This window comes from Actinomadura sp. DC4 (assembly GCF_030406325.1).
In the GTDB taxonomy this organism is placed as follows: Bacteria; Actinomycetota; Actinomycetes; order Streptosporangiales; family Streptosporangiaceae; genus Actinoallomurus.
The window spans coordinates 66,622-90,468 of sequence record NZ_JAUEQY010000021.1; the positions used below are offsets into that span (position 1 = coordinate 66,622).

At 72.8% G+C, this 23,847-nt stretch carries 19 protein-coding genes; 6 read left to right on the plus strand and 13 right to left on the minus strand.

Annotated elements, in window-relative coordinates; all coding sequences use genetic code 11:
• The first annotated feature begins 44 nt into the window (after positions 1-44).
• A complete protein-coding gene (locus QWU11_RS30315) occupies positions 45-1,442 on the plus strand; it encodes an FAD-dependent oxidoreductase (protein WP_290117876.1) in 1,398 nt (465 codons plus the stop codon).
• Here QWU11_RS30315 and QWU11_RS30320 read toward each other — a convergent pair.
• The 5 genes from QWU11_RS30320 to hutH are packed head-to-tail and all read right to left on the minus strand — an operon-like array spanning position 1,421 to position 10,375.
• Complete coding sequence (locus QWU11_RS30320; RefSeq protein ID WP_290117877.1) at positions 1,421-4,516, minus strand: BTAD domain-containing putative transcriptional regulator; 3,096 nt, start codon at positions 4,514-4,516, stop codon at positions 1,421-1,423. The genes QWU11_RS30315 and QWU11_RS30320 overlap by 22 nt on opposite strands.
• Before the next feature lie 24 nt (positions 4,517-4,540).
• Positions 4,541-5,866, minus strand: a complete 1,326-nt coding sequence (locus QWU11_RS30325; protein WP_290118004.1) for a formimidoylglutamate deiminase — start codon at positions 5,864-5,866, stop codon at positions 4,541-4,543.
• Entirely contained in the window at positions 5,863-7,140 is a 1,278-nt protein-coding gene (locus QWU11_RS30330; protein ID WP_290117878.1) for an allantoate amidohydrolase, read from the minus strand. Before QWU11_RS30330 ends, QWU11_RS30325 begins: the two co-directional genes overlap by 4 nt.
• 3 nt (positions 7,141-7,143) lie before the next feature.
• A complete protein-coding gene (hutU, locus tag QWU11_RS30335) occupies positions 7,144-8,796 on the minus strand; it encodes a urocanate hydratase (RefSeq protein WP_290117879.1) in 1,653 nt (550 codons plus the stop codon).
• A gap of 40 nt (positions 8,797-8,836) precedes the next feature.
• Entirely contained in the window at positions 8,837-10,375 is a 1,539-nt protein-coding gene (hutH, locus tag QWU11_RS30340) for a histidine ammonia-lyase (protein ID WP_290117880.1), read from the minus strand.
• 94 nt (positions 10,376-10,469) lie between these two features.
• Here hutH and QWU11_RS30345 point away from each other — a divergent pair, with 94 nt between their 5' ends.
• The 3 genes from QWU11_RS30345 (at position 10,470) to QWU11_RS30355 (ending at position 12,731) form a co-directional block, all read left to right on the plus strand.
• Positions 10,470-11,249, plus strand: a complete 780-nt coding sequence (locus QWU11_RS30345; protein ID WP_290117881.1) for an IclR family transcriptional regulator — start codon at positions 10,470-10,472, stop codon at positions 11,247-11,249.
• Positions 11,250-11,359: 110 nt separating this feature from the next.
• Positions 11,360-12,013, plus strand: coding sequence for a hypothetical protein (locus QWU11_RS30350; RefSeq protein WP_290117882.1), 654 nt, complete (start codon positions 11,360-11,362; stop codon positions 12,011-12,013).
• Between the two features lie 76 nt (positions 12,014-12,089).
• Positions 12,090-12,731, plus strand: coding sequence for an RtcB family protein (locus QWU11_RS30355; RefSeq protein ID WP_290117883.1), 642 nt, complete (start codon positions 12,090-12,092; stop codon positions 12,729-12,731).
• A gap of 1 nt (position 12,732) precedes the next feature.
• Here QWU11_RS30355 and QWU11_RS30360 read toward each other — a convergent pair whose 3' ends face one another.
• The 8 genes from QWU11_RS30360 to QWU11_RS30395 form a co-directional block, all read right to left on the minus strand.
• Entirely contained in the window at positions 12,733-14,610 is a 1,878-nt protein-coding gene (locus QWU11_RS30360; RefSeq protein WP_290117884.1) for a glycine betaine ABC transporter substrate-binding protein, read from the minus strand.
• A 160-nt stretch (positions 14,611-14,770) separates the two neighbouring features.
• Positions 14,771-15,574, minus strand: coding sequence for a maleylpyruvate isomerase family mycothiol-dependent enzyme (locus QWU11_RS30365; protein ID WP_290117885.1), 804 nt, complete (start codon positions 15,572-15,574; stop codon positions 14,771-14,773).
• 216 nt (positions 15,575-15,790) lie between these two features.
• On the minus strand, positions 15,791-16,048 hold the full coding sequence (locus QWU11_RS30370) for a hypothetical protein (RefSeq protein ID WP_290117886.1): 258 nt from the start codon (positions 16,046-16,048) through the stop codon (positions 15,791-15,793).
• A 128-nt stretch (positions 16,049-16,176) separates the two neighbouring features.
• Positions 16,177-16,989: a helix-turn-helix domain-containing protein gene (locus QWU11_RS30375; protein WP_290117887.1), complete on the minus strand. Its 813-nt coding sequence runs from the start codon at positions 16,987-16,989 to the stop codon at positions 16,177-16,179.
• Between the two features lie 290 nt (positions 16,990-17,279).
• Positions 17,280-18,212, minus strand: coding sequence for an ABC transporter substrate-binding protein (locus QWU11_RS30380; protein ID WP_290117888.1), 933 nt, complete (start codon positions 18,210-18,212; stop codon positions 17,280-17,282).
• A gap of 20 nt (positions 18,213-18,232) precedes the next feature.
• Positions 18,233-18,919 (minus strand): ABC transporter permease, encoded by a 687-nt coding sequence (locus QWU11_RS30385; protein WP_290117889.1) that lies wholly within the window; start codon positions 18,917-18,919, stop codon positions 18,233-18,235.
• Positions 18,916-19,605 carry an ABC transporter permease gene (locus QWU11_RS30390; protein WP_290117890.1) on the minus strand — a complete coding sequence of 230 codons (690 nt, stop codon included), beginning with the start codon at positions 19,603-19,605 and terminating at the stop codon, positions 18,916-18,918. The genes QWU11_RS30385 and QWU11_RS30390 overlap by 4 nt, the downstream gene beginning before the upstream one ends.
• Positions 19,602-20,396 (minus strand): ATP-binding cassette domain-containing protein, encoded by a 795-nt coding sequence (locus tag QWU11_RS30395; protein WP_290117891.1) that lies wholly within the window; start codon positions 20,394-20,396, stop codon positions 19,602-19,604. Before QWU11_RS30395 ends, QWU11_RS30390 begins: the two co-directional genes overlap by 4 nt.
• Before the next feature lie 384 nt (positions 20,397-20,780).
• On the opposite strand from QWU11_RS30395, the gene QWU11_RS30400 reads away from it, so the two are divergent.
• Together QWU11_RS30400 and QWU11_RS30405 are read left to right on the plus strand one after the other, a co-directional pair.
• Positions 20,781-22,226 carry an aromatic amino acid ammonia-lyase gene (locus tag QWU11_RS30400; RefSeq protein WP_290117892.1) on the plus strand — a complete coding sequence of 482 codons (1,446 nt, stop codon included), beginning with the start codon at positions 20,781-20,783 and terminating at the stop codon, positions 22,224-22,226.
• A gap of 153 nt (positions 22,227-22,379) precedes the next feature.
• The gene (locus QWU11_RS30405; protein WP_290117893.1) at positions 22,380-23,816 is read left to right on the plus strand and encodes a PLP-dependent aminotransferase family protein; all 1,437 of its coding nucleotides are present in this window, start codon (positions 22,380-22,382) and stop codon (positions 23,814-23,816) included.
• The last annotated feature ends 31 nt before the right edge of the window (positions 23,817-23,847 follow it).

Genomic DNA, 23,847 nt, shown 5'->3' on the forward strand with positions numbered 1-23,847 from the left:
TGACAGCGACGCCCGGCACGGTGGCTCCCATAAACGAGACCCAAGTGCTCATCGTCGGCGCCGGCCCGACCGGCCTCACCCTCGCGTGCGACCTCGCCCGGCGCGGCGTGGACGTCCGCGTCATCGAGAAGGAGCGGCCCGCGGGGTCACGTGGCAAGGGGCTGCAGCCGCGCACGCTGGAGGTGTTCGAGGACCTCGGCGTGCTGGACGCGATCACGGCGGCCGGCGCGCCGTACCCGCCGCTCCGCTCGTACGCGGGGGGCGAGGTCGTCTGGGAGGGCCGGATGCACGAGCCCAGGGAGCCGACGCCCGACGTCCCGTACCCGACCGTGCTGATGGTCCCGCAGTGGCGTACGGAGGAGATCCTGCGCGACCGGCTGACCGTCCTCGGCGGGCGCGTCGAGCACGCGGCGCTCACCGACCTGACCCAGGACGACGGCGGCGTGACGGCGCTCCTCGGCACCGGCGACCGGATCCGCGCGGCCTACCTCGTCGGCGCGGACGGCGGGCGCAGCCTCGTACGCAAGCGGCTCGGCGTCGCCTTCGAGGGCGAGACGCACGAGGCCGAGCGGATGCTGATCGCCGACGTGCGCACCGGCGACCTCGACCGGGACCACTGGCACATGTGGGCCGACCTGGCCGCCCAGACCCTGCGGGCCGCGCTCTGCCCGCTGCCGGGCACGGACGTCTTCCAGTTCACCTCGCCGCTCGCCGGCGCGGAGACGCCGGAGCCGTCGCTCGCGACGTTCCAGAAGATCCTGGCGGAGGTGTCGGACGTACGGCTGACCGACGTCGGCTGGACGTCGGTCTACCGGGTCAACATCCGGATGGCCGAGCGGTTCCGCGACCGCCGGGTGTTCCTCGCCGGGGACGCGGCGCACGTGCACTCTCCGGCCGGCGGGCAGGGGTTGAACACCGGGGTCCAGGACGCCTACAACCTCGGCTGGAAGCTGGCCGCCGAGCGCGCGCTGGACACGTACGAGGAGGAGCGGCTGCCGGTCGCCGCCGGCGTGCTCGGGCTCAGCACCCGGCTGTACCGCGAGGCGGCCGAGCGGCAGGCCGACGCGCACCGCCGGGGCGAGGAGACCGAGCAGCTCGGCATCGGCTACCCCGGCAGCTCCCTGGCGGTGGGCGGCGGGAAGGCCGGCGAGCGGGCGCCGGACGCGCCGCTGCGCGACGGGCGGCTGTTCGAGGTCTTCCAGGGCACCCACTTCACCCTGCTCGGCTTCGGCGAGGAGCACGCGGCCACGGTCGCGGAGGTCAACGCGCGGTACGGCCCCGCGGTCCGCGCCTACACGGTCGGCCCGGCGGGCGACCTGGCCGACACGGCCGGCCACGCGCGCCGCGCGTACGGGACCGGCGGTCTCGTGCTGGTGCGGCCCGACGGGTACATCGGTGTGTACGACGCCCCGCCCGGGGACTACCTGCGGTCCCTCGGCTGAAGCGCCACCGACTCGGGCCGGGAGAGCCCGCGCCCGCGCTCCCAGGTCGCGGCGAAGCGCTCCTCGCCCAGGTCGGCGCGGCACCGGTCCAGCAGCGCGCGTACGGCGGGGTCGTTGGTGTCCTCAATGCCACGGAGCGTACGGGCCGCGCCCAGCAGGGCCACCGCGTCCTCGGAATCGGGGAGGAACTCGGCCACGCCCTCCAGGACGGTCGCCCGTGCCACGTTGTCGCCCGTGCCCGCGATGAGGGTGAGGGAGCGTTCGCGCAGTTCGGCCGCGCGGTCGTGGTCTCCGAGTGCGGCCTCGGCGCGGGCGGCCGACAGGTGGGCGAGCGCGAGGAACTGCGCCGGCGCCCCGTCGTCCGGGGTCACGGTCAGCGCGGCGCGCAGGTGCGCGGCGGCGGCCGGGAGGTCGCCGGCCGCGTACGCGAGGTCGCCCAAGGCGTGCCGGACCCGGGCGGGGGCGACCGGGTCCACGCCGCGCTCGGCGTTCGCCAGCGCCTGTTCCAGGTCGGCGCGCGCGCCGGCCACCTCGCCCGCCCTCAGCCGTGCCTGGCCGAGCTGGACCAGCAGCATCATCGGCGCCGGGATCTCCTCCACGCCGCCGACCTCGGCGGCGCGTGAGCGGGCCCGTTCGAGGACGCGCACGGTGTCGGCCCACGAGCCGCGGTTGGCCAGGACCAGGCCGAGCGCGAACAGGCAGACCGCCTCTCCCCAGCGGTCGCCCACGGCCACGAAACCGTCGAGGGCGCGGCTCAGGTGCTCCTCGGCGCGGCCCGCGCCGCCGGGGGTGTACTCGAACTGCACCAGCCCGTACGCCATCGCGGCCATGGCACGCAGCCACGGGTCCGGGTGCGCGCCGAACCGCTCGACCACGGCGGCCGCCCGGTCGCGGACGGCCGCCCGCTCGCCCGCGTACCCGCCGGCGATGGTCCAGGCGCCCAGCGCGGCGGGCCGGTCGGAGCTCTGCGTGACCTCCAGCGCCCGCAGGAGCTGGGCCCGGTCGGCGGAGGGCGCGGTCAGGACGCAGATGCCGTGGGCCAGCTCGAGACCGGGGGGCGCCGTGTCGCCGACGAGGCCGAGGACCGCCCGCGCCCACTCGCCCGCCTCGCGTCCCCGGCCGCGGATGACCCACGCCCACGTCCGCGCGAGGATCATCCGCAGGGCCGTCTCCGGGTCCCCGCCGGTGATCGCGTGGTCCAGGGCGGCGTCGAGGTTGCCCTGCTCGGCGTCCAGCCGGCCCAGCACGCGCAGCTGCTCGTGGCCGCGCAGGAGGGGTTCGGCGGTCTCGGCGTACGCGAGGAAGAACGCCGCGTGCGCGTCGCGGGCCGCCGCCGTCTCCCCCGCCTCCTCCAGCCGCTCGGCGGCGTACTCGCGGACGGTCTCCAGAAGGCGGTACCGGACGCCCAGGTCGTCCTCGCTCATGATCAGCAGGGACTTGTCGACCAGGCCGGCGAGCAGGTCGACCGGTTCGTCCCGCCCGCAGACCGCTGCCACGGCGCGTACGGTGGCGCCGCCGAGGAACACCGCCATCCGCCGCAGGACCAGGCGTTCGCCGTCGTCGAGCAGCTCCCAGCTCCAGTCGACGACGGCGCGGAGCGTACGGTGACGCGGCTGGGCGGTGCGGCTGCCGCGTTCGAGCAGCCCGAACCGGTCGCCGATCCGGTCGATGAGCTGCCCGAGCGTCAGCGACCGCAGCCGCGCGGCGGCCAGCTCGATCGCCAGCGGGATCCCGTCGAGCTCACGGCACACGCGCACGACGTCACCAGGACCGGCGTCGGTGACCGTGAACCCGGGTCGTACGGCCGCGGCCCGGTCGGCGAACAGCCGGACCGCGGCCGCCGTACGCGGGTCCGCGCCCGGCTCGGGCAGGCCGAGCGGCGCGAGCGGGAACAGCGCCTCACCGGCGACGGCGAGGGGTTCGCGGCTGGTGGCGAGGAGGGTGACCTCGGGGGCCGCGGCGAGGAGGTGCTCGGCGAGACGGGCCGCGGCCTCGATCACGTGCTCGCAGTTGTCCAGGACGAGAAGCGTCTCGTGGCCGGCGAGCATCGCGGCGAGGCGGTCGAGCGGATCGGCGACGGCGTCCGTGCCGAACACCCCAGCGTCGCCGTCGCCGACCGCCGCCACGACGGCCGGGAGGACGCGGGCGGGGTCGGCGACGGCGCCGAGCTCGACGAGGCGTACCGGCCCCTGCCGGCCGGCGGCGGCCTCGAGGGCCAGCCGTGTCTTGCCGGTCCCGCCGAAACCGGTGATCGTGACGAGCCGCGAGCGTCCGAGCGCGGCGCGCACGCCCGCGAGCTCTTCGGTACGCCCGACGAAGCTCGTCGCGCGCGCCGGCACGCCGCCCCGGCGAGGCGCCGTGCGGAGCGCCGCCAGGTGGGCGTCTCTCAGCTCGGCCCCGGGGTCGACGCCGAGCCGTTCGGCGAGCCGGCCGCGGATCCGCTCGTACGCCTCCAGCGCCTCGGCCCGCCGGCCGGCGGCGTGCAGCGCGCGTACGAGCCGGGCGTGCAGCCGCTCACGCAGCGGATGGGCGCGGGTCAGCTCCTCGACCTCGGCGATCTCCACCGGCGTGCCCGCGGCGAGGTCGGCGGCGATCCGGTCCTCGACCATCGCGAGCCGCGTCTCCTCCAGCCGCGCGACGGACGCGACCGCGAACGTGGCGTCGGCGGCCTCGGCGAGGGGCGTCCCGCGCCAGAGACCGAGCCCGGCGCGGAGCAGTTCGGCGGCGCGCAGGGGATCTCCGGCGTCGAGCGCGGTCCGGCCCTCCTGGGCGGCCTTCTCGAAGGTTCTCACGTCGACGTGCTCGGGCGGGAGGTCGAGCCGGTACCCGGAGGGGTGGGAGGCGATGACGTCCCGCTCGGCGCCGAACGAGCGCCGCAGCCGGGCGACGAGCGTCTGAAGCGCCCCGGCGGGGTCGGCGGGGGCGTCGTCCCCCCAGAGGTCGTCGGCGAGCCGGTCGGCCGTGACGACCCGCCCGGGGTCGAGCGCTAGCCGGATCAGCAGCAGCCGCAGCCGGGCCCCGCGGACCTCGACCGGCCCACCGCCTGCGCCCCAGACCTGCAACGGCCCCAGCATCGCCACCCGCATAACGCGGCGAGCCTATTGCGTAACGGCGGCGATCGTCTCGGCCAATGCGGACGGAACGCCGGCCACGAGCAGATGACGGCCGTCGCGGACGACGTCGCGGCCGGAGATCACCACGTGGGACACGTCCGCCGGGGAGGCCGCGAAGACCACCGACTCGGGCAGGTGGTCCGCCGCCGCTCCGGCCAGGCGGACCGAGTTCGTGTCCACCGTCGTCAGGTCGGCGTAGGCGCCCGGTTCGATCCGGCCCGCCTCCGGCCAGCCCAGGGCCGCGTGGCCGCCGGACGTCGCGGCGGTCAGGAGCTCCCCCGCCGTCCAGTGACCGCGCTGCCGCGTACGGAGGCGTTCGTCCAGCTCGACCGCCCTCGCCTCCTCGAACAGGTCGATCACGGCGTGCTGGTCCGAGCCCAGCGACAGCGGCGAGCCCGCGTCGGACAGGTCGCGCGCCGGGCCGATGCCGTCGGCCAGGTCGCGTTCGGTGGTCGGGCACATGCAGACGCCGGTACGGGTGCCGCCCAGCAGGCCGATGTCGCGCGCGCTCAGGTGCGTGGCGTGCACGGCGACCGTCCTCGGGCCCAGCGCCCCGGCCTCCGACAGCAGGCCGGTCGGGCTCAGGCCGTACGCGGCCTCGCAGGCCACGTTCTCGGCGGGCTGCTCGGACAGGTGGACGTGCAGCGGCGCGCCCTGCAGGCCGGCCCAGGCCACGACGGTGCCGAGCTGGTCGCGCGGCACCGCGCGCACCGAGTGGATCGCGGCGCCGACCCTGGCGTGCCCGGCCGGGCGCAGCGCGGACACCCGCGCCGCCCACGCCTCGGCCGTGCCGTCGCCGAAGCGGCGCTGGTGGTCGCCCAGCGGCTCGCCGACGCCGCCGGCCAGGTAACACGTGTCCAGCAGCGTGATCCGGACGCCCGCGTCGGCCGCCGCCGCCAGCAACGCGTCGCCCATCGCGTTCGGCTCCGCGTACGGGGCGCCGGACGGATCGTGGTGCACGTAGTGGAACTCCCCCACGCACGCGATCCCGGCCAGCGCCATCTCCGCGTACACCGCGCGGGCCAGCGCGTAGTAGGTCTCGGGGTCCAGCCGCGACGCCACCTCGTACATGTGCGAACGCCACGTCCAGAACGTGCCCTGACCGGCCTGCACCCGCCCGCGCAGCGCCCGGTGGAACGCGTGGGAGTGCGCGTCGGCCAGGCCCGGGACGGTCAGCCCGGCCAGGCGCACGGCGTCCGGCGGCGCGGGCACACCGGGGACCACGCGGGAGAAGCGCTCCCCCTCGGTCTCGATGAGCACGTCCGCCGCGACCACGTCGCCGAGCCACACGTACGCGGCGTGGTACCTCACCGGCACACCAGCTCCTCGAGCACATCCGCGAGCGCCGCCACCCCGGCCAGGCAGTCCTCCGGCGACGCGTACTCCGCGGGCGCGTGGGACACCCCGGTCGGGTTGCGGACGAACAGCATCGCGGCGGGCACGTGCGCGGACAGGATCCCCGCGTCGTGGCCGGCCCCGGTCGGCAGCACCGGCGGGTCGCCGAGCGTCTTGGCGAGCCGGTCGCGCAGCTCGGTGTGGAACTCCACGACCTCGGTGGAGGACTCCTCGGCCAGCGCCACCTCGACGCCGTCCCAGCCCGCGGCCTCCTCGGCGGCGGCCAGGGTACGGGCGACCGTCGCGCGTACGGCCGCCTCGGACGGGGCGCGGGCGTCGAGCCACGCCTGGACCTTCGACGGGATCGCGTTGACGCCGTTCGGCGTGATCCGGACCTTGCCCATGGTCGCGACCGCGTCGTGGTGCTCGGCGGCCTCGCGGGCGGCGAGCACCGTACGGGCGAAGGGCAGCATCGGGTCGCGCCGGTCGCCGAGCAGCGTCGTGCCCGCGTGGTTGCCCTCCCCGGTGAAGTCGAACCGCCACCGGCCGTGCGGCCAGATCGCGCTCGCCACCCCGACGGGCGCGTTCAGCGCACGTCCCTGCTCGACGTGCAACTCCACGAAGCAGTTGATCGACAGCAGGTCCGGGTCGGGACCGATCAGCTCGGGGTCATACCCCGCGGCCTCCATGGCCGCGGCCCAGGTGACGCCGTCGGCGTCGCGCAGGCCGCGTGCCCGCGCCGGGTCGATCGCCCCGGTGACCAGCCGCGATCCCAGGCAGGCCACGCCGAATCGCGCGCCCTCCTCCTCGGTGAAGACGGCCACGCCGAGCGGCCGCCGCGGTGTCACGCCGCGTTCGCGGAGCAGGTCGACGGCGGCGAGCGCGGACACGACGCCCAGCGGCCCGTCGTACGCGCCGCCGTCGGGCACCGAGTCGAGATGGCTGCCGGTCAGCACCGCGTCCCGGCGCAGGCGGCCCGCCATCGCGTCGCCCGCCACCCCGCTCGCGGCGATGTTCGCCACGCTGGCGACCATGCCCGCCGCGTCGGCGCCCGGTTCGGGCTCGACGTCCCACCAGGCGAGCAGGTTGCCGTTCCGGTCCTGGTCGAGGGCCAGCCCGCGCGACCGCGCCTCCTGGGCGAACCAGTCGCGGCACTCACGGTCGGCCGCCGTCCAGGAGAACCGCCGGTAGCCGCCGCCGTCGGCGCGGCCGATGGGCAGCAGTGCCTCCCACATCTCCTCGAACGCCATGGATCAGGCCTCGTGCATGGGGACGCGTACGCCGCGCTCGGCGGCCACCTCGTCGGCGCGGTCGTAGCCGGCGTCGACGTGGCGGATGACGCCCATGCCCGGGTCGTTGGTCAGGACCCTCTCCAGCTTCTGCGCCGCGAGGGGCGTGCCGTCGGCCACCGAGACCTGGCCGGCGTGGATGGACCGGCCGATGCCGACGCCGCCGCCGTGGTGGATCGACACCCACGACGCCCCCGATGAGGCGTTGATCAGGGCGTTCAGCAGCGGCCAGTCGGCGATCGCGTCCGAGCCGTCGGCCATGCCCTCGGTCTCCCGGTACGGCGAGGCGACGCTGCCGGAGTCGAGGTGGTCGCGGCCGATCACGATCGGGGCGCTGATCTCGCCGGTCTCCACGAGCTTGTTGAACTCCAGCCCGGCCCGGTCGCGCTCGCCGTACCCGAGCCAGCAGATCCGCGCGGGCAGCCCCTGGAAGTGGACCCTCTCCCCCGCCATCTTGATCCAGCGGGCCAGCGGCTCGTTCTCGGGGAACAGGTCCAGGATCGCTTTGTCCGTACGGGCGATGTCCTTCGGGTCGCCGGACAGGGCCGCCCAGCGGAACGGGCCCCTGCCCTCGCAGAACAGCGGCCGGATGTAGGCGGGCACGAAACCGGGGAAGTCGAACGCGCGCGTGTAGCCCGCGATCTGCGCCTCGCCGCGGATGGAGTTGCCGTAGTCGAAGACCTCCGCGCCGGCGTCCTGGAACCCGACCATCGCCTCGACGTGCGTGGCCATGGACTCGCGTGCCTTGGTGACGAAGCCCTCGGGGTCCTTCTCGCGCGCGGCGGCCATGTCCTCGAAGGCGACGCCGCTCGGCAGGTACATCTGCGGGTCGTGCGCCGAGGTCTGGTCGGTCACGATGTCGATGGGAGCGCCCGCCGCCAGGAGCTCGGGCACGATGTCGGCGGCGTTGCCGAGCAGGCCGATGGAGAGCGGACGGCGCGCGTCCTTGGCCTCCTGGGCGAGGCGAAGCGCCTCCTCGACGCTGTCGGCGCGCACGTCGCAGTAGCGGTGCTCGACCCGGCGGTCGATGCGGGAGGGGTCGCACTCGACGCAGATCGCGACGCCGCCGTTCATGGTCACCGCGAGCGGCTGGGCGCCGCCCATGCCGCCCAGGCCGGCGGTCAGCGTGATCGTCCCGGCGAGGGTGCCGCCGAACTTCTTGGCCGCGACCGCCGCGAACGTCTCGTACGTGCCCTGCAGGATGCCCTGGGTGCCGATGTAGATCCACGAACCGGCGGTCATCTGCCCGTACATGGTCAGGCCGAGCGACTCCAGGCGCCGGAACTCCTCCCAGGTCGCCCACTGCGGCACGAGGTTGGAGTTGGCGATGAGCACGCGCGGCGCCCACTCGTGCGTACGGAAGACGCCGACCGGCTTGCCGGACTGGACCATGAGCGTCTCGTCGGCCTCCAGGTCGCGCAGGGCGCGGACCATCGCGTCGAAGGCGTCCCAGGACCGGGCGGCGCGGCCCGAGCCGCCGTAGACGATGAGCTCGTCGGGGTGCTCGGCGACCTCGGGGTCGAGGTTGTTCATGAGCATGCGCAGGGCGGCCTCCTGCTGCCAGCCCTTGGCGCTCAGAGTGGTGCCACGCGGTGCGCGTACGGGACGGGGGCCCATCTTTTTCTCCTTTTCCTGCGAGGACGGCGGTCGGCTTCTTCTAGGAGAGCGGCCCGATGACGGACTCGGCGGCGGCGACCAGGGAGCCGTCGCGGACCAGGTCCACGGCGGCGGCGATCTCGGGGGCGACGTAACGGTCGGGTCCGGGCGCGGGCACGCCCGTACGGAGGGCGGCCACGACGGCGGCGGTGGCCGGGCCGGGACGCAGCGGCGCACGCAGGCTCAGGGCGCGCGCGGCGGTCATGATCTCGATCGCGACGACCCGGGTGAGGCCGTCGACGGCGCGGCGCAGCTTGCGGGCGCCGCCCCAGCCCATGGACACGTGGTCCTCCTGCATGGCCGAGCTGGGGATCGAGTCGACGCTCGCCGGGTTCGCGAGCCGCTTGAGCTCGGAGACGACGGCGGCCTGGGTGTACTGCGCGATCATGTAGCCGGAGTCGACGCCCGGGTCGTCGGCCAGGAACGCCGGGAGCCCGTGGGACCGCGCGGTGTCGAGCATCCGGTCCGTACGCCGCTCGGCCATCGAGGCGACGTCGGCGACCGGGATGGCCAGGAAGTCCAGGACGTACGCGACCGGGGCGCCGTGGAAGTTGCCGTTGGACTCGACCCGGCCGTCCGGCAGCACGACGGGGTTGTCCACCGCCGAGGCGAGCTCGCGCGAGGCGACGAGCGAGGCGTGGTCCAGCGTGTCGCGGGCGGCGCCGTGCACCTGCGGCGAGCAGCGCAGGGAGTAGGCGTCCTGGACACGGTTACAGTCCGGCCCCCGGTGCGACTCCATGATCGCCGAGTCGGCGAGGAGCGCGCGCAGGTTGGCGGCGCTCGCGGCCTGGCCCGGGTGCGGGCGGAGTTCTTGCAGGTCGGCGGCGAAGACGCGGTCGGTGCCGAGCTGTGCCTCGACGCTCATCGCGGCGCCGATGTCGGCCGCCTGCAAGAGGGCGCGCAGGTCCTCGATGGCCAGGACGAGCATGCCGAGCATGCCGTCGGTGCCGTTGAGGAGCGCCAGCCCCTCCTTGGCGGCCAGGGTCAGCGGCTCGATGCCGGCCTTTTCGAGGGCCTCGGCGGCGGGGCGCTTCACGCCGTCGGCGTCGTGGACCTCGCCCTCGCCGATCAGCGCGAGCGCGACGTGGGACAGGGGCGCGAGGTCGCCGGAGCAGCCGAGGCTGCCGTACTCGTGCACGACCGGAGTGATACCCGCGTTGAGCAGACCGGCCAGCGTCTCGGCGGTGACGGGACGCACGCCCGTACGGCCGGTGGCGAGCGTGCTCAGCCGCAGGAGCATCATCGCCCGTACGACCTCGCGCTCGACCTCGGGCCCGGAGCCCGCGGCGTGCGAGCGGACGATGTTCTGCTGGAGCCGCGCGCGCAGCTCCTCGTGGATATGGCGGGTGGCCAGCGCTCCGAAGCCGGTGGAGATGCCATAGGCCGGGGTCGGGCGCGCGGCGAGGTCTTCGACGTGCGCACGCGCCGTGGCGATCGCCTTCAGCGCCTCGTCGGTGAGCGAGACCTCCGCGCCGTGGCGGGCGACGGCCACGACGTCGCCGAAGGCGAGCGGGCCGGTCCCGACGGGGATGTTCGTCATACCCTCCATTTGACGTGACGGGCGCGGGTGACGGGACCCCGGGTGGCGTGCTTGTGTCTGACATGCGAGACACTCGGTCAGGAGGTGGTCCGGGTTGGCCGGAGAACAGGTGCCCGCGGCGCGGCGCGTCCTCGCCGTGCTCCGGCTGCTGGCGTCCTCCGCGCGGCCCGTCGCCGCCTCGACGATCGCCCGCCAGCTCGACCTGCCGCGGTCGAGCACCTACCACCTGCTGACCGCGATGGCCGAGGACGGGTTCGTCACGTACCTGCCCGAAGATCGGCTGTGGGGCCTGGGCGTGACGTCCTTCGAGATCGGCTCGGCGTACCTCCGGCAGCAGCCGCTGGAGCGCCTGGCCCGGCCCCTGCTCGTACGCCTGGTCGACCGGGTCGGCGAGATCGTCCAGCTCGGCGTGCTGCACGGCCCGGAGACGCTGTACCTGCTGAAGGACCAGCCCAGGCATCACGCCACCCTGGTCACCGACGTCGGCGTGCGGATGCCCGCGTACCTCACCGCCAGCGGCCGGGCGATGCTGACCCACCTGCCGCCCGCCCAGCTCCGGGCGCTGATCCCGCCGGGCGACCTGGTCAACCGTACGGGGGCGGGCCCACGGTCGTTCCGCGAGCTGCGCCGGATGCTGGCCGACGACGCCCGGCGCGGGTGGGCGATCGAGGACGGCCACGTGACGGAGGGCTTCGCGAGCATCGCGGCGTGCGCCTTCGACCACGTCGGCCGCCCGGCCGCCGCGATCACGGTGACGTTCCGCCGCGACGCCCGCCCGGAGGCGGAATGGCCGGAGATAGCGGCCCGCGTCCGCGAGTCCTCCGCCGAACTCACCCGCCGCCTGTCCGGCCACGCCCCGGACCCGGCCCCCTAGGGGTGCCGGGTGCACCCCGAACGGGTGTTCACCCCCACCGACAGGCTGTGGCCCTCCCCAGCAGGATTACTCGTGTCAGCAAGTGATCCTCGGAAAGGGCCCCGGCTGAAATGAACGAAGAACTCGCCCGGAAGTTCACTGGATTCTCCTGCCTCGCCGCCGCCGTCGCATTCATCGTCGAGGTTCCGCTCTACTTCGTCTACGACGGCGCGCCACCGGACTGGAACGTCCTGAGCCGGCTCCTGATCGGCATTCTCGCCCTCGGTCTCCTCCTTCTCTTCGTCACCGGATTCCGCGAGATGATCAAGACTGTGAGCCCCGGAAACGAATGGATCGGCGGGATCGCCGCGACCGCCGGACTCGCATACGTGGTGGTCACGCTGGTCTCCAGCGGTCTGGAGGCCGGCGCGGTGATCGCCGCCGACCACCCGATCGACCCGACCATCACGGTCAGCGGCACATACATTCTGTACGGCTCCATCGGGCGCATGCTGCTGGGAATCTTCCTTTTCGCGGTCGGATACGCGATCGGCCGTACTCACGCGCTTCCCCGCTGGACCGGCCGTTCGGCCTACGTTCTCGCCGCGATCAACTTCGCCTTCATTCCGTCGCTGTTCTTCGGCAACAAGCCCGCGTCCTTCTATGCCGCCAACGGCTGGGGGACGACCGCCTCGATAGGCGCGATCCTCAGCTACTGGCTCCTCGCGCTGAGCGTCTCCCTCCTCCGGAGCGCCCGCCGCCCGGCGCTCGTGGCCGGGCACTGACTGGTTCACGACGGTGGTCCCGGCTCCCCCGGCCGGGGCCACTGCCTCGTCCGGGGCGGGAAATCCCGTTGGGCCGATGCTGCTGGACGAGCGCTCGGCGCCCGCGCGGAGGCGTTACCTCGACGCGTTCGGCAACGCGGCCAACTTCGCGGTCGGCAACCGGTTCCTCCTGTCGCTGATGATGCGCGCCGGGCTGGCCGCCGAGTGCGGCGATCTCGCCTCCGATCTCGTGTACGACGCGCCGCACAACCTCCTGTGGCCCGACGGCGAGGGCGGTGTCGTGCACCGCAAGGGCGCGACCCCGGCGGGCGGGTACGCGGAGACGGAGGGCGGCCCGTACGCGATGTGGGGCGAACCCGTCATCGTGCCCGGCTCCATGGGCGCGGCGAGCCACGTCCTGCGCGGCCACGGCAACCCGCGCTCGCTGGCGAGCGCCTGCCACGGTGCCGGCCGCCGCGTGCCCCGCGGCGCCGCTTCCCGTGGTGGCGACGCCGACCTCGACGCGTTCCTGCGGAAGTTCCGCGTGGTCACGCCGCTGGACCACCGCTCGCCGTCCGTCGCCCGCCGCGCGGACGTGCTGGCCGCCTGGCGCCGCGACCTCAAGCAGGAGGCGCCGTGGGTCTACAAGGACATCGGCCCGGTGATCTCCAGCCTGCGCGCCGCCGGAGTCGCCGACCCGGTGGTCGAGCTGCGGCCCCTGCTGACCGTCAAGGGCTGACTCAGCCGCCGAGGCCGTGGCTTCGCAGCCAGTCCGCGGCGACGGTCCCCGGAGTGACCCCGTCCACGATCCGTACGTTCATGCGCAGCAGATCGGCGGTCGTCAGCCGGGCCGAGACGGCGTCGAGCGCGGCGCGGCCGGTGGCGCTCAGCGACGACCGGTAGACGAGCGGCGTGACGTTCTGCGCGCTGAAGAGGTTCTTCGGGTCCGCCAGCACGACGAAGTCGTTCTGGGCGATGGCCGGCTCGGTCGAGAAGAGGTTGGCCGCCTGGATCCGGCCGTCCTTCAGCTGCCCGATCATCGTGGCGCGGTCGCTGGTCGCGAAGGGCTGGAAGTCGCGGAAGTTCAGCCCGTACGGCCCGCGCAGCCCGACCACCCCCAGGTGCCGGGCCTCGAACTCCGGCGAACCGCCCAGGATCATCTTCCCGGCGACCGGCTTCAGGTCGGCGATGCTGCGCAGGCCGTACCGGTCGGCGGTCGTGCGGGTCACGGTGACGGTGTCCTTGTCCTCGGCCGCCGCCGACCGGAGCAGCTCCAGCTGCGGCGGCAGCACCCGGGCGAGCACTCGCTCCACCTCCGCCCCCGTGGCCGCGTCGCTGGAGGGGGCGAGCGACACGGCGAGCGCGCCGAGGTATTCGGGGATGACGTCGATCTGCCCGGACCGTACCTGCTCGAAGTAGGTCTCGCGGTCACCCAGGCCGAACCTGCGCGTGACGCGGTAGCCCCGGCTCTCCAGCGCCTGGGCGTAGACCTCCCCGAGCAGCGCGCTCTCGGCGAAATCGGCCGAGCCGACCGTGACGGCGGGGGCGGGCACCGGCGGCGTGGCGGCCCGCCCCGGAGATCCGCCGGGCCACAGGACGTACGTCAGGACCGCCGCACCGGCGATGACGGCGGCGCAGCCCGCGACCAGCGGGCGGAACCAGCGCCGTCGGGTGATGAGCGTGCGGTCCGGCCGGGTGAACCGGTCCGGCCGCGTGAGGTTCTCCGGCGGGACGCCCCGGTCGATCGTCAGGCGGTCCGGGCCCCGGATGCCCTCCGGCAGCTCGATCGCGGACGAGGCGGCCTCGACGTCCTGGTAGCCGAGCAGCTGGAGCAGGATGTCGCGCGCCGCGGGCCGCCCGCGCGGGTCCTTGTCCAGGCAGCGGGCGAGCACCTCGCGGTACGGCGGGGGCACGGCGGAGACGTCGGGTTCGTCGTGGAGGATGCGGTGGAAGACCGCGGCGACCGAGTCGGTGCCGAACGCCGGGCGGCCGGTGGCCGCGAACGTCATGGAGACCGCCCAGCCGAAGATGTCGGCCGCCGGCGTGTGGTGCTCGCCGCGCAGGAGCTCCGGCGCGGCGTACGCCGGCGTGCCGACCAGCCCACTCGTGACCGTCGCGGCGCTGTCGAGCGCCCGCGCGATGCCGAAGTCGATCACGCGGGGCCCGTCGGGGCCGATCAGCACGTTGTGCGGGGTGAAGTCGCGGTGCAGGACCCCGGCCCGGTGGATGGCCGCCAGGGCCGAGGCCGTCCCGACGATGAGCCGGGCCAGCGCCCCGCCGCCCAGCGGCCCGTCCCGCTCGACGAGCTCCCACAGAGAGGGCCCGTCGACGTACTCGCTCACGACGTACGAGCGGGCGCCGTCGGTGGCGAGCTCGTGCACCCGCGCGGTGCAGAAGTCCGCCACCCGGCGGACCATCGTGATCTCCTCGCCCAGCCGGGCGTACGCCTGCGCACCGCGGATCAGCCGCGGGTGGAGCACCTTGAGCGCCACCGGCACACCGTCGCCGCCGGCGGCCCGGTAGACGACGCCCTGCCCGCCCTCGCCCAGGCGCCCGGTGAGACGGTACGGGCCGATCCGCTCGGGGTCGCCGGCACGCAATGGGTCGATCTGCCGCATCGCGTCTGCCTCCCCCGGCGTCCGGTCCCGCGTTCCCCACATCGTCTCTCGGTGAAACGGATCAGGCTCTGCGGCATTTGGCGCACAGCGCGCGGGAACGGCCGGACCAGCGGTGATCCATGCCGGCCGGCACGTCGACCGGCCGGAGAATCGGTGCCGGTCAGCCGCTGACGTGGGCGGTGTTGTCGAGCCAGTGCTGGGCGAGGTCGGTGTCGCCGTCGACGCTGATACCGGTGGCCTTGCGGTCGGTGAGAGGGACTCGCCGGGTCAGGGTCAGCAGCAGCGATCCCGCCGGGCCGGTCACCGTCACGTCGGCCGGCCGGGTCGCGGGCCGCCACGTCGCCCCATCAGGCCGCCGTTCGACGAACCAGGCGCCCGCGCCGTCCGCGGTGTCGGTGGCCAGCCACTGCAGGGTCTGCCCGGTGCCCCGGATGGCGTGGGCGGACTCCGGCCGCTGCATCTCCCACGTGGGGGAGGTGAGCATCGCGAAGTGGTTGCCGATGAGCGCGGCTGCGATGTCGGCGTCGACGTCGATCGGCCGGTCCGCCGCGTTGGCCGCGTCAAAGCCGTGGACGACCGCCTCGTTGAGGAGGCTGGACATCCAGAATCGCGTCCCGGACCGCTCGTCCCCCGCAGCGTTGAACACCGGCGCGTCGAGCGCGTCATCGGAGCACGCGCTCGCGAACCGCTGCGCGGACTCCGACAGCCACGCCTGCCACTCGCCGGGGTCGGCGGGGAGCACGGCCATCTCCGCGGGCAGCTGTGCGGGGTCGGTGATGCGCCGCTCGATGATCTCCGCGACCCAGTGCTGGGTCTGGCCCACGTGCCTCACCAGGTCGGTGATGGTCCAGTCCCGGGCCGTCGGCACGGCGGCGTCAGGTCCGGCAGCGGCGGCTGACTCCGCCAGCCGCCGGGTGTGTTCGACGATCGCTCGCCGCACATGGTCCGCATTCAGCTCGGTCATTGGATCGTCCTTTTCGTAGGTTGTGCTGTGTACGACTCGGCGAGCCGGCCGAATTCATCGGTGGCCTGGGGCCGGCATGTCGGCGACCTGCTGATCATCTCCTGATCCGCCGGGTCGCGCGCAGGCGCAGCGCCTGGAGAGCCACGCACACAGCCGCCCGCCGCGGATGGCCGGGCCGTCGGCACATCCGCGGCGGGAGGTTCGGGCGGGCGTCCGTCAGTAAAGGCCCCACAGTTCGTACGAGGACCACGGCGCGGAACTGCCCTTGCAGTCGAAGGCCTGCCAGCCGGAGGCCATGCCGGCCTTGCCGGCCGCCTCGCAGCTCGCGTACCAGTAGAAGCTCTGGCCGGTGTCGTGCCAGGAGGCCCGGTGGGCCTGCCGCTCCGAGGAGGCGAGCGCGCTCGTCGGAGAGCTCGCCGCGCACCCTCCCGTGACCAGGGCGCTCGCGGCCGCGGTCACAACGGCGCCACGCATGATCCGCTCTTTGATTCGCATCTTCGATCCCTTTCGCCGGGTGATTAACCGCAACGTTATGAGGACCCGCGTGAAGCGGTATTGAACAAATGCGAACCGCCGGCGATGCGCCGCGACCGGGCGGGCCGTTAAAGGGTTATGGCCGTATTTGCGGCTGAATATTCGGCACGGAATTCGGTAGGAGTACAACCCGCCAAACCCTTGAAATCCCGGCTGAAATGGGCCTGATCGGCGTAGCCGCAGGTGTCCGCTATCCACGCCAGGGACCCCGCCTGCGGATCGGTCAGCAGGCGCACGGCCCGCTGGAACCGTACGATGCGCGCCATGCTCTTGGGCGGCAGGCCGATCTGCTCGCTGAACCCCAGCTCCAGGTAGCGGCGGGTCACGCCGACCTCCTCCGCCAGCCTGGCGACGCTCACCGAGCCCGAGGCCGCGCGCAGCAACCGCCACCCCCGCTCCACCGCCGGCGCGGGCTCGGGCCCGGCGGAGAGCCACACGAACAGGAGACGGTCGAGGAGCGCGAACCGCGCGGGCCAGTCCGGCGCCTGCCCCAGGCGTTCGGCCAGGTGCTCGCCCCGGCGTCCGAGCAGGTCGGCCAGGTCGACGATGATGTTGACCAGCTCGCGCATCGGCACCTTGAACAGCGCGTGCGCGCCCAGCGGGGTGAGCTCGACGGCCATGCCGTAGTGGCGGCTCTGCTGCTCGAACAGCACGGGACCGTCCCACAGGCCCGTGACATGAGACGTCAGGACCTTCAGGGGCCGGTCGGCCGGGGCGGGGGCCGAGGCCACCAGCCGCGCCGAGGTGATGAAGTCGATGTACAGCGTGATGCCGCCCGTGGGGAGCAGCCGCCCGCGCAACGGCCGGTCCGCCTCCACCTGGAGCCCGGCATAACCCAGGACGTGGGCGCGCAGCCCGGCGGCGGGCCGCGACACCACCATCCGGGACCCGACCCGGGGTCCGCGATGTTCGAGAATGACCCCGCCGACGCTTTTCACCGTTACTGGCCGCCTTCCGCGTGACCAATGGGCCATCACCCATGGTTACACCCGAGACCGCGGCCGGAATCGGGGAAATCCCCGAAAGAAGGGCCCGCAAATTCATCCGCGAGAAGCTTAGCGATGCATATTTCGTGACTCGTGCCGGTTCAATGGTCGACGCACGCCGTACGCGAAAAGGCGACGGCCGCCGTCACGGAGCGTGGCGGCGGCCGTCGACGGGACCGGGCGGGTCAGCTGCCGAGGCCGGCCTGTCCCAGCCAGCCCTTGGCGACCTCGCTCGCGTCATCCTTGTCGGTGATGAGCTTGGTCATCATGCTGAGCAGGTCCGTCGTGGTCAGCTTGGCCGAGACCGCGTTGAGCGCGGCCTGGGCGGTGGCGTTGACGCCGGACTTGTAGATCAGCGGGGTGACGTTCTGCGCGCTGAAGACGTTCTGCGGGTCCTGCAGCACGACGAACTTGTTCGCCGAGATCGTCGGGTCGGTGGTGAACAGGTCGGCCGCCTGGATCGAGTTGTTCTTCAGCAGCTTGACCAGCGTGGTCTGGGCGTTGGCGTCGAAGGACTGGAACTTCTTGAACTTCAGCCCGTACGTCTTCTCCAGCCCGACCAGGCCCTGCTCTCGCGTCTTGAACTCCGACGGGCCGCCGATGGTGACCTGGCCGGCCGCCGACTTCAGGTCCGCGATGGTCTTGAGGTTGTACTTCTGCGCGGTCTGGGGGTTGACCGTCACCGAGTCCTTGTCCTCGGCCTGGGAGGAGTCGAGGACCGCGAGGGTGGCGGGGAGCTTGGCCTTGAGAGCGGCGTTGACGTCGGCGGTGGTGACCGCCTTGCTGGTCTTGTCGACCGAGGTGGTCAGCAGGGCGCCGTTGTACTCCGGCATCACGCTGATGGCGCCCGACTTGACCTGGTCGTAGTAGACCTCACGGCTGCCGATGTTGAACTTGCGGGTGACCTTGACGCCCTTGGCCTCGAGCGCCTGGGCGTACAGCTCGCCGAGCAGCTGGCTCTCGGGGAAGTTCGCCGAGCCCACGACCACGCTTCCGCCTCCGCCGGCGGGCTTCTGGTCGAGGGGGTTGCCGCTGTCCTTCTTGTCACTGCCGCCGCACGCGCTGACGGCCAGCGCGACGACGACGCCGAGGACGGCGCCACGGACTATCCGGATCATTGTTTGTTTCCTTCCCTGTTTCACGAAGTGCGCGATGAACCGCGCAGACCCTGCGACACGAACGCTCTCCGGATGCCGATGAAGGCGAGCTGGACGACGACCGCGAGGAGCACAACAAGTACTGAACCACCCACCACTGACGGATAGTCCTTACGCGACAATCCGTCGATGATGAAGCGGCCGAGCCCGCCGATGCCCGCCTCCGCCGCGATCGTGGCCGTCGCGACGACCTGGATCGCCGCGGTGCGCAGGCCGAGCAGGATGAGGGGCATGGCCACCGGGACCTCGGCCTTGAGCAGGACCCCGAGCCCCTTCATGCCCATCCCCTTGGCGGCGTCCTTGATGTCGGCGTCGACGCCGCGGATGCCCTCGTAGGTGTTCACGAGGATCGGCGGGGTGGCCAGCGCGATCAGCGGGACGATGACCGGTGTGAGGCCGATCGAGGTGATGGTCACGACGAGCAGGAGCAGGCCCAGGGTGGGCACGGCCCGCGCGAGGTTCGCGAGGCTGACGACGACGAACCCGCCGCGGCCGGTGTGGCCGACGAGCGCGCCGAGCGGCAGTGCGATCACCATGGCGATGGCCAGGGCGAGCCCGCTGTAGCCGAGATGTTCGAGCAGGCGGTGCGGGATGCCGTCGCTACCGCTCCAGTGCGAGGACGTGGTGAGCCAGTTCCAGGCGGCGGTGATCTGGTCCGAGAGGTTCATCCGTTGCTCCTGCGGGTGCGCGCCCACGGGGTGAGCAGCCGTTGTGCCGTCACGAGAACGCCGTCGCTGAACAGCGCGAGCACGATGATCAGCACGCAGGAGACGAGGAGCGGTGTGGTGAAGTCACGGGCGTAGCCGTCGATGAACAGCTGGCCGAGCCCGCCGTTGCCGATCAGCACGCCGACGCTGACGAGGCTGATCGAGGCGACGGTCGCGACGCGCGCGCCGGCGATGACGACCGGGACCGCGATCGGCAGCTCGACCTGGACCAGCCGCCGCAACGTGCCGAAACCCATCGCGGTGGCCGCCTGGCGTACCGGATCGGGGACCGACCGCAGCCCGTCCACGACGTTCGGCACCAGGACCGACAGGGAGAACAGCGTGAGCGGCAGGATGATCGTGAAGTCCGCCTTGCCGCCGCTGCCGATGCCGAAGTAGGGGATGAACAGCATGAACAACGCGAGCGATGGCACGCCGTACAGGACGTTGGCGACGCCCAGCGTGGGCGGATAGAGCCAGCGCCAGCGCACGCACACGATCCCGAGCGGGATCGCGATGATCAGGCCGAAGAGGATCGGCAGCAGCGCGAGCTTCAGGTGGTGCAGGGTCAGGGTGGTCAGTTCGTCGGTGTGGTCGCCGATCCAGCTCCAGCGGATCAGCGGCTCGCCGTCGGCGAGTGCGCTCATCGCTCCGCCGCCTCGACCTCATCGGGAGTCTCCTCGAGCTCGCGGTTGAACCGCAGCCGCTTGAGGCCCTTGTCTCCGCCGAGGAAGTCCGTCACGAAGCCCTCGGCCGGGTGGGCGAGCAACTCCTCGGGGGTGGCGTACTGGGCGAGGACGCCGCCGACCTGGAAGACCGCGATGCGGTGCCCGAGCTTGACCGCCTCGTCGATGTCGTGCGTGACGAAGGCGATCGTCTTCTGCAGGTCGGACTGGAGCCGCAGGAACTCATCCTGCAGGCTCTTGCGCACGATCGGGTCGACGGCGCTGAACGGCTCGTCCATCAGCATGACCGGCGGGTCCGCGGCGAGCGCGCGGGCGACGCCGACGCGCTGCTGCTGGCCGCCGGAGAGCTGGAACGGATAGCGCTTGGCCATCTTGGTGTCCAGGCCGACGCGCTCCATCAGCTCCATCGCGGTCGCCCGCGCCTTCTTCTTGTCCCAGCCGAGGAGATAAGGCACGGTCGCGATGTTGTCGATGATGGTGCGGTGCGGGAACAGTCCCGCGTGCTGGATCACATAGCCGATGCCGCGGCGCAGATCCGCCGGATCCTTGGCGCGGATGTCGTCGCCGTCGATCGTGATCGAGCCGGAGGTCGGATCGATCATCCGGTTGATCATTCGCAGCGACGTGGTCTTCCCGCAGCCCGACGGCCCGACCAGCACGGTGATCTGTCCCGAGGGGATCTCCAGGTTCAGATCGTCGACGGCCACGGTGCCGTCCGCATAACGCTTCGTGACGCCGTCAAATTTGATCAAGAGTGGTTCTCCCTCTGGCCTGAAAGCGAGCGGACCCACCCCGACGTCACCGCTTGCCCCAATGGACGTTGCTCCGACTCATTGCACTGGAACGGCGTCAGCGACAGGACCCGACTAATCACACTTCTGTCTGACATACGAGACACTAGACGAAGATCGCCGGGAATTCCCGGCCCTCGCGCCGGTTCCGGCCGAGTGGCGGGCCTTATAGTCCGGAACGAGGGGACGTCCCGCGCCGCGAGCGGCCGCGCCGGCACTCCCCGGAGGGACGCGCCGGCGTGACGTTTCGTGACGTCGTGGATACGCAACAAGTAGGTCCGCCCTCGCATAACCGGGATAAGAGGTCAAGATAGTGGGTTTTGTACTGCCCGTACGGGTTCGCCGATGAACCAAACGGCCATAGCGGTCAACGGTAGCGGGTTGAACTGCGACGTTGTAGGCGCAGTGGCCCGTGACGGCGCCTTCGTTACCGTTACTCCACAAGCGGTCGAACGTGCGCGGCAGGCCTGGGAGGTCGTCCGCGAGGTCGCGGAGCGCCAGCCGGTGTACGGCCGCACCACCGGCGTCGGTGCCAACCGCAACGTCATGATCGAGGACGACGACACACACGGCCTGCGGTTGCTCCGCAGCCACTCGGGCGGCGCGGGGCCCCTCATGTCGGCCGAGAACGTACGCGCGATGCTGGTCGTACGCCTCAACCAGATCGCCGCGGGCGGCTCCGGCGTCGACCCCGACGTACTCGGCGCGCTCTCGGACGTGATCAACCGCTGGCTCATCCCGCCGATCCCGGCGTACGGGGCCATCGGCACGAGCGACCTGACCGCCCTGGCCTCGACCGCCCTCTGCCTGATCGGCGAACGCCCGTGGCAGGGCGGCGTCTCCAGCGCGCGCTTCCCGCTCCGGCCCTCCGACGCGCTGGCCTTCATCAGCTCCAACGCCGCCACACTGGGCGAGTCGGCGCTGGCCTGCCACGACGTCGCCGAACTCCTGCGGGTCTCGATCCCGGTGGCCGGGCTGTCACTGCTGGCCGTCCAGGGCTCGGCCGAGCCGTACGCCCCGCCGGTGCACGCGAGCTGCCCGCACCCGGGCCGCCGCCGCGTCGCCGACGCCGTACGCGGCCTGCTCGACGAAGAGGACCTGAAGCAGGCGCGCATCCAGGACCCGTACGGCTACCGCGCCTTCCCTCAGGTGCACGGCCCGGCCGTGGACGCCGTGGAGTACGCCGAGACGATCGTCACGCGGGAGATCAACGCGCCGTCGGAGAACCCTCTCGTCGACGTCACGAACCGTACGGTCTGGCACAACGGCAACTTCCACACCGCGTACGTCGGGCTGAGCCTCGACGCGCTACGCGCCGCGATGTTCCAGACCGCGGCCCTGTCGGCCGCCCGCCTCGGCACGCTGGTGGAGCCGACCTTCACCGGTCTACTGCCCTTCCAGGCCGCACCGGGCGAGCCGGGCTCGGGAATCATGATCCTGGAGTACGTCGCACACTCGGCCATCGCCGACATCCGCCGCCTGGCGACGCCGTCCGCGCTGGGCAGCGCGGTGCTGTCGCGCGGGGTGGAGGAGCACGCGGGCTTCTCGACGCAGTCGGCCCGCGCGACGACGGAGGCGGTCACGGCCTACCGGATCGTGCTCGCGTGCGAACTCGTCGCCGCCGTACGTGCACTGCGGATGCAGGGCCGCGAGCCGTCGGGACGCCTGGGCGAGGTGTTCGCCCGCGCGTCGGACGTCCTGGACCCCCGCGTCGAGGACCGCGCCCTGGACGGCGACATCAGCGCGGCCACCGACATCCTCTCCCGCATCGCCCCGTACGGAGTCCATTAAGGCCTGTGCCACCACCACCGCCTCCTCCGGCGGGCGGGTTTCCTCTGGTCGGCGCGCTCGTCCAGGTGGTACTTCGTGAGGCCGACGGCCATGGCGATATGTCGCATACTGCGAAGCTAGGAGCAATCTGGCTCAGGGTTATAGTCCAGACGCATGGAGGATCAGTGGGCCAGATTGGGCCTGGACCTGCACCTGACGCTCGGCCCGGCGCACGGGCTGCGGGCCGGGCTGGAGTACGCGCTACGTGAGGCCGTACGCGGCGGACGGCTCACGCCCGGGACGCCGCTGCCCTCGTCGCGGACGCTGGCCCGCGACCTGAACGTCTCGCGTGGCACCGTCACGCAGGCCTACGAACAGCTCGTCGCCGAGGGGTACCTCGCGTCGCGCCCGCGGTCGGGCATCGAGGTGGCCGACCACCCGGCCGCGCCGCCGCCCGCGTCGATCGACCTGGACCCTCCGGTCACGCTCCCTTTCGTCAAGGGCGCCGACCTGAGGTCGGGACTGCCCGACCTGTCGGCCTTCCCCCGCCGCGAGTGGCTGGCCGCCACCCGGCACGTGATGCAGACCACGCCGGGCACCGCCTTCGGGTACGGCGACCCGGCCGGGGCGGTGCCGCTCCGTGAGGCACTGGCGGAGTACCTGGGCCGGGTACGCGGCGTGGTGGCCACGCCGGACCGGGTGTTCGTGTGCGCGGGCTACACCCACGCGCTGCGGCTCGTCTGCCAGGCGCTGAGCCTGCGGGGCGCGGCCTCGATCGCCTTCGAGGACCCCGCCGAGCCGGCCTACTGCTCACTCGCCGGGCAGATGGGCTTGGAGGTGAGCCGTGTCCCGGTGGACCGGGACGGCATGATGGTCGGCCGCCTCACCGGCGAGGACGTCGTGACCGTGACCCCGGCCCACCAGTACCCGCTGGGCGTCACGCTGAGCCCGGCACGGCGCACCCGGCTGCTGGCCTGGGCCGCGCGCACCGGCGCGTACGTGGTGGAGGACGACTACGACGGGGAGTTCCGGTACGACCGCCAGCCGGTGGGCGCCCTGCAGGGCCTGGCCCCGGACCGCGTCATCTACGCGGGGACGGCGAGCAAGACGGTCGCCCCGGGCCTGCGCATCGCGTGGATCGTGGTGCCGCCCGACCTGGTCCGGCCGCTGAGGGAGTCGATGCGGTGGGACGAGGCGTACGTGAACGTCATCGAGCAGCTGGTGTTCGCCCGGCTCATCCGCAGCGGGGAGCTCGACCGGCACCTGCGCCGCTGCCGCATCCGCTACCGCCGCCGCAGAGACCGCCTGGGCGAGGCCATCGCCCGCCACGTGCCGTCGGGCCGGCTGTCGGGCATCGCCGCCGGCCTGCACGCCGTCCTGGAGTTCCCGGGCGCCGCGATCGACGAGAGGCGGCTGCTCGGCCATCTGAGGAGGAACGGGGTCGCGGTGGACGGCATCGCCTACTTCTACCACCGCCCGGCGGACGCCCCGCTGGGCATCGTCATCGGTTATGCGACCCCACCGGAACACGCCTACAGCAGCACCCTCGAAACTCTGATCAGCACCCTGGAGACCATGCCGGGGGCCCTGTCTCGAGATTCCCGTTCGTAGCGCGGCCGGACAGCGGGACCTCGACGAGACA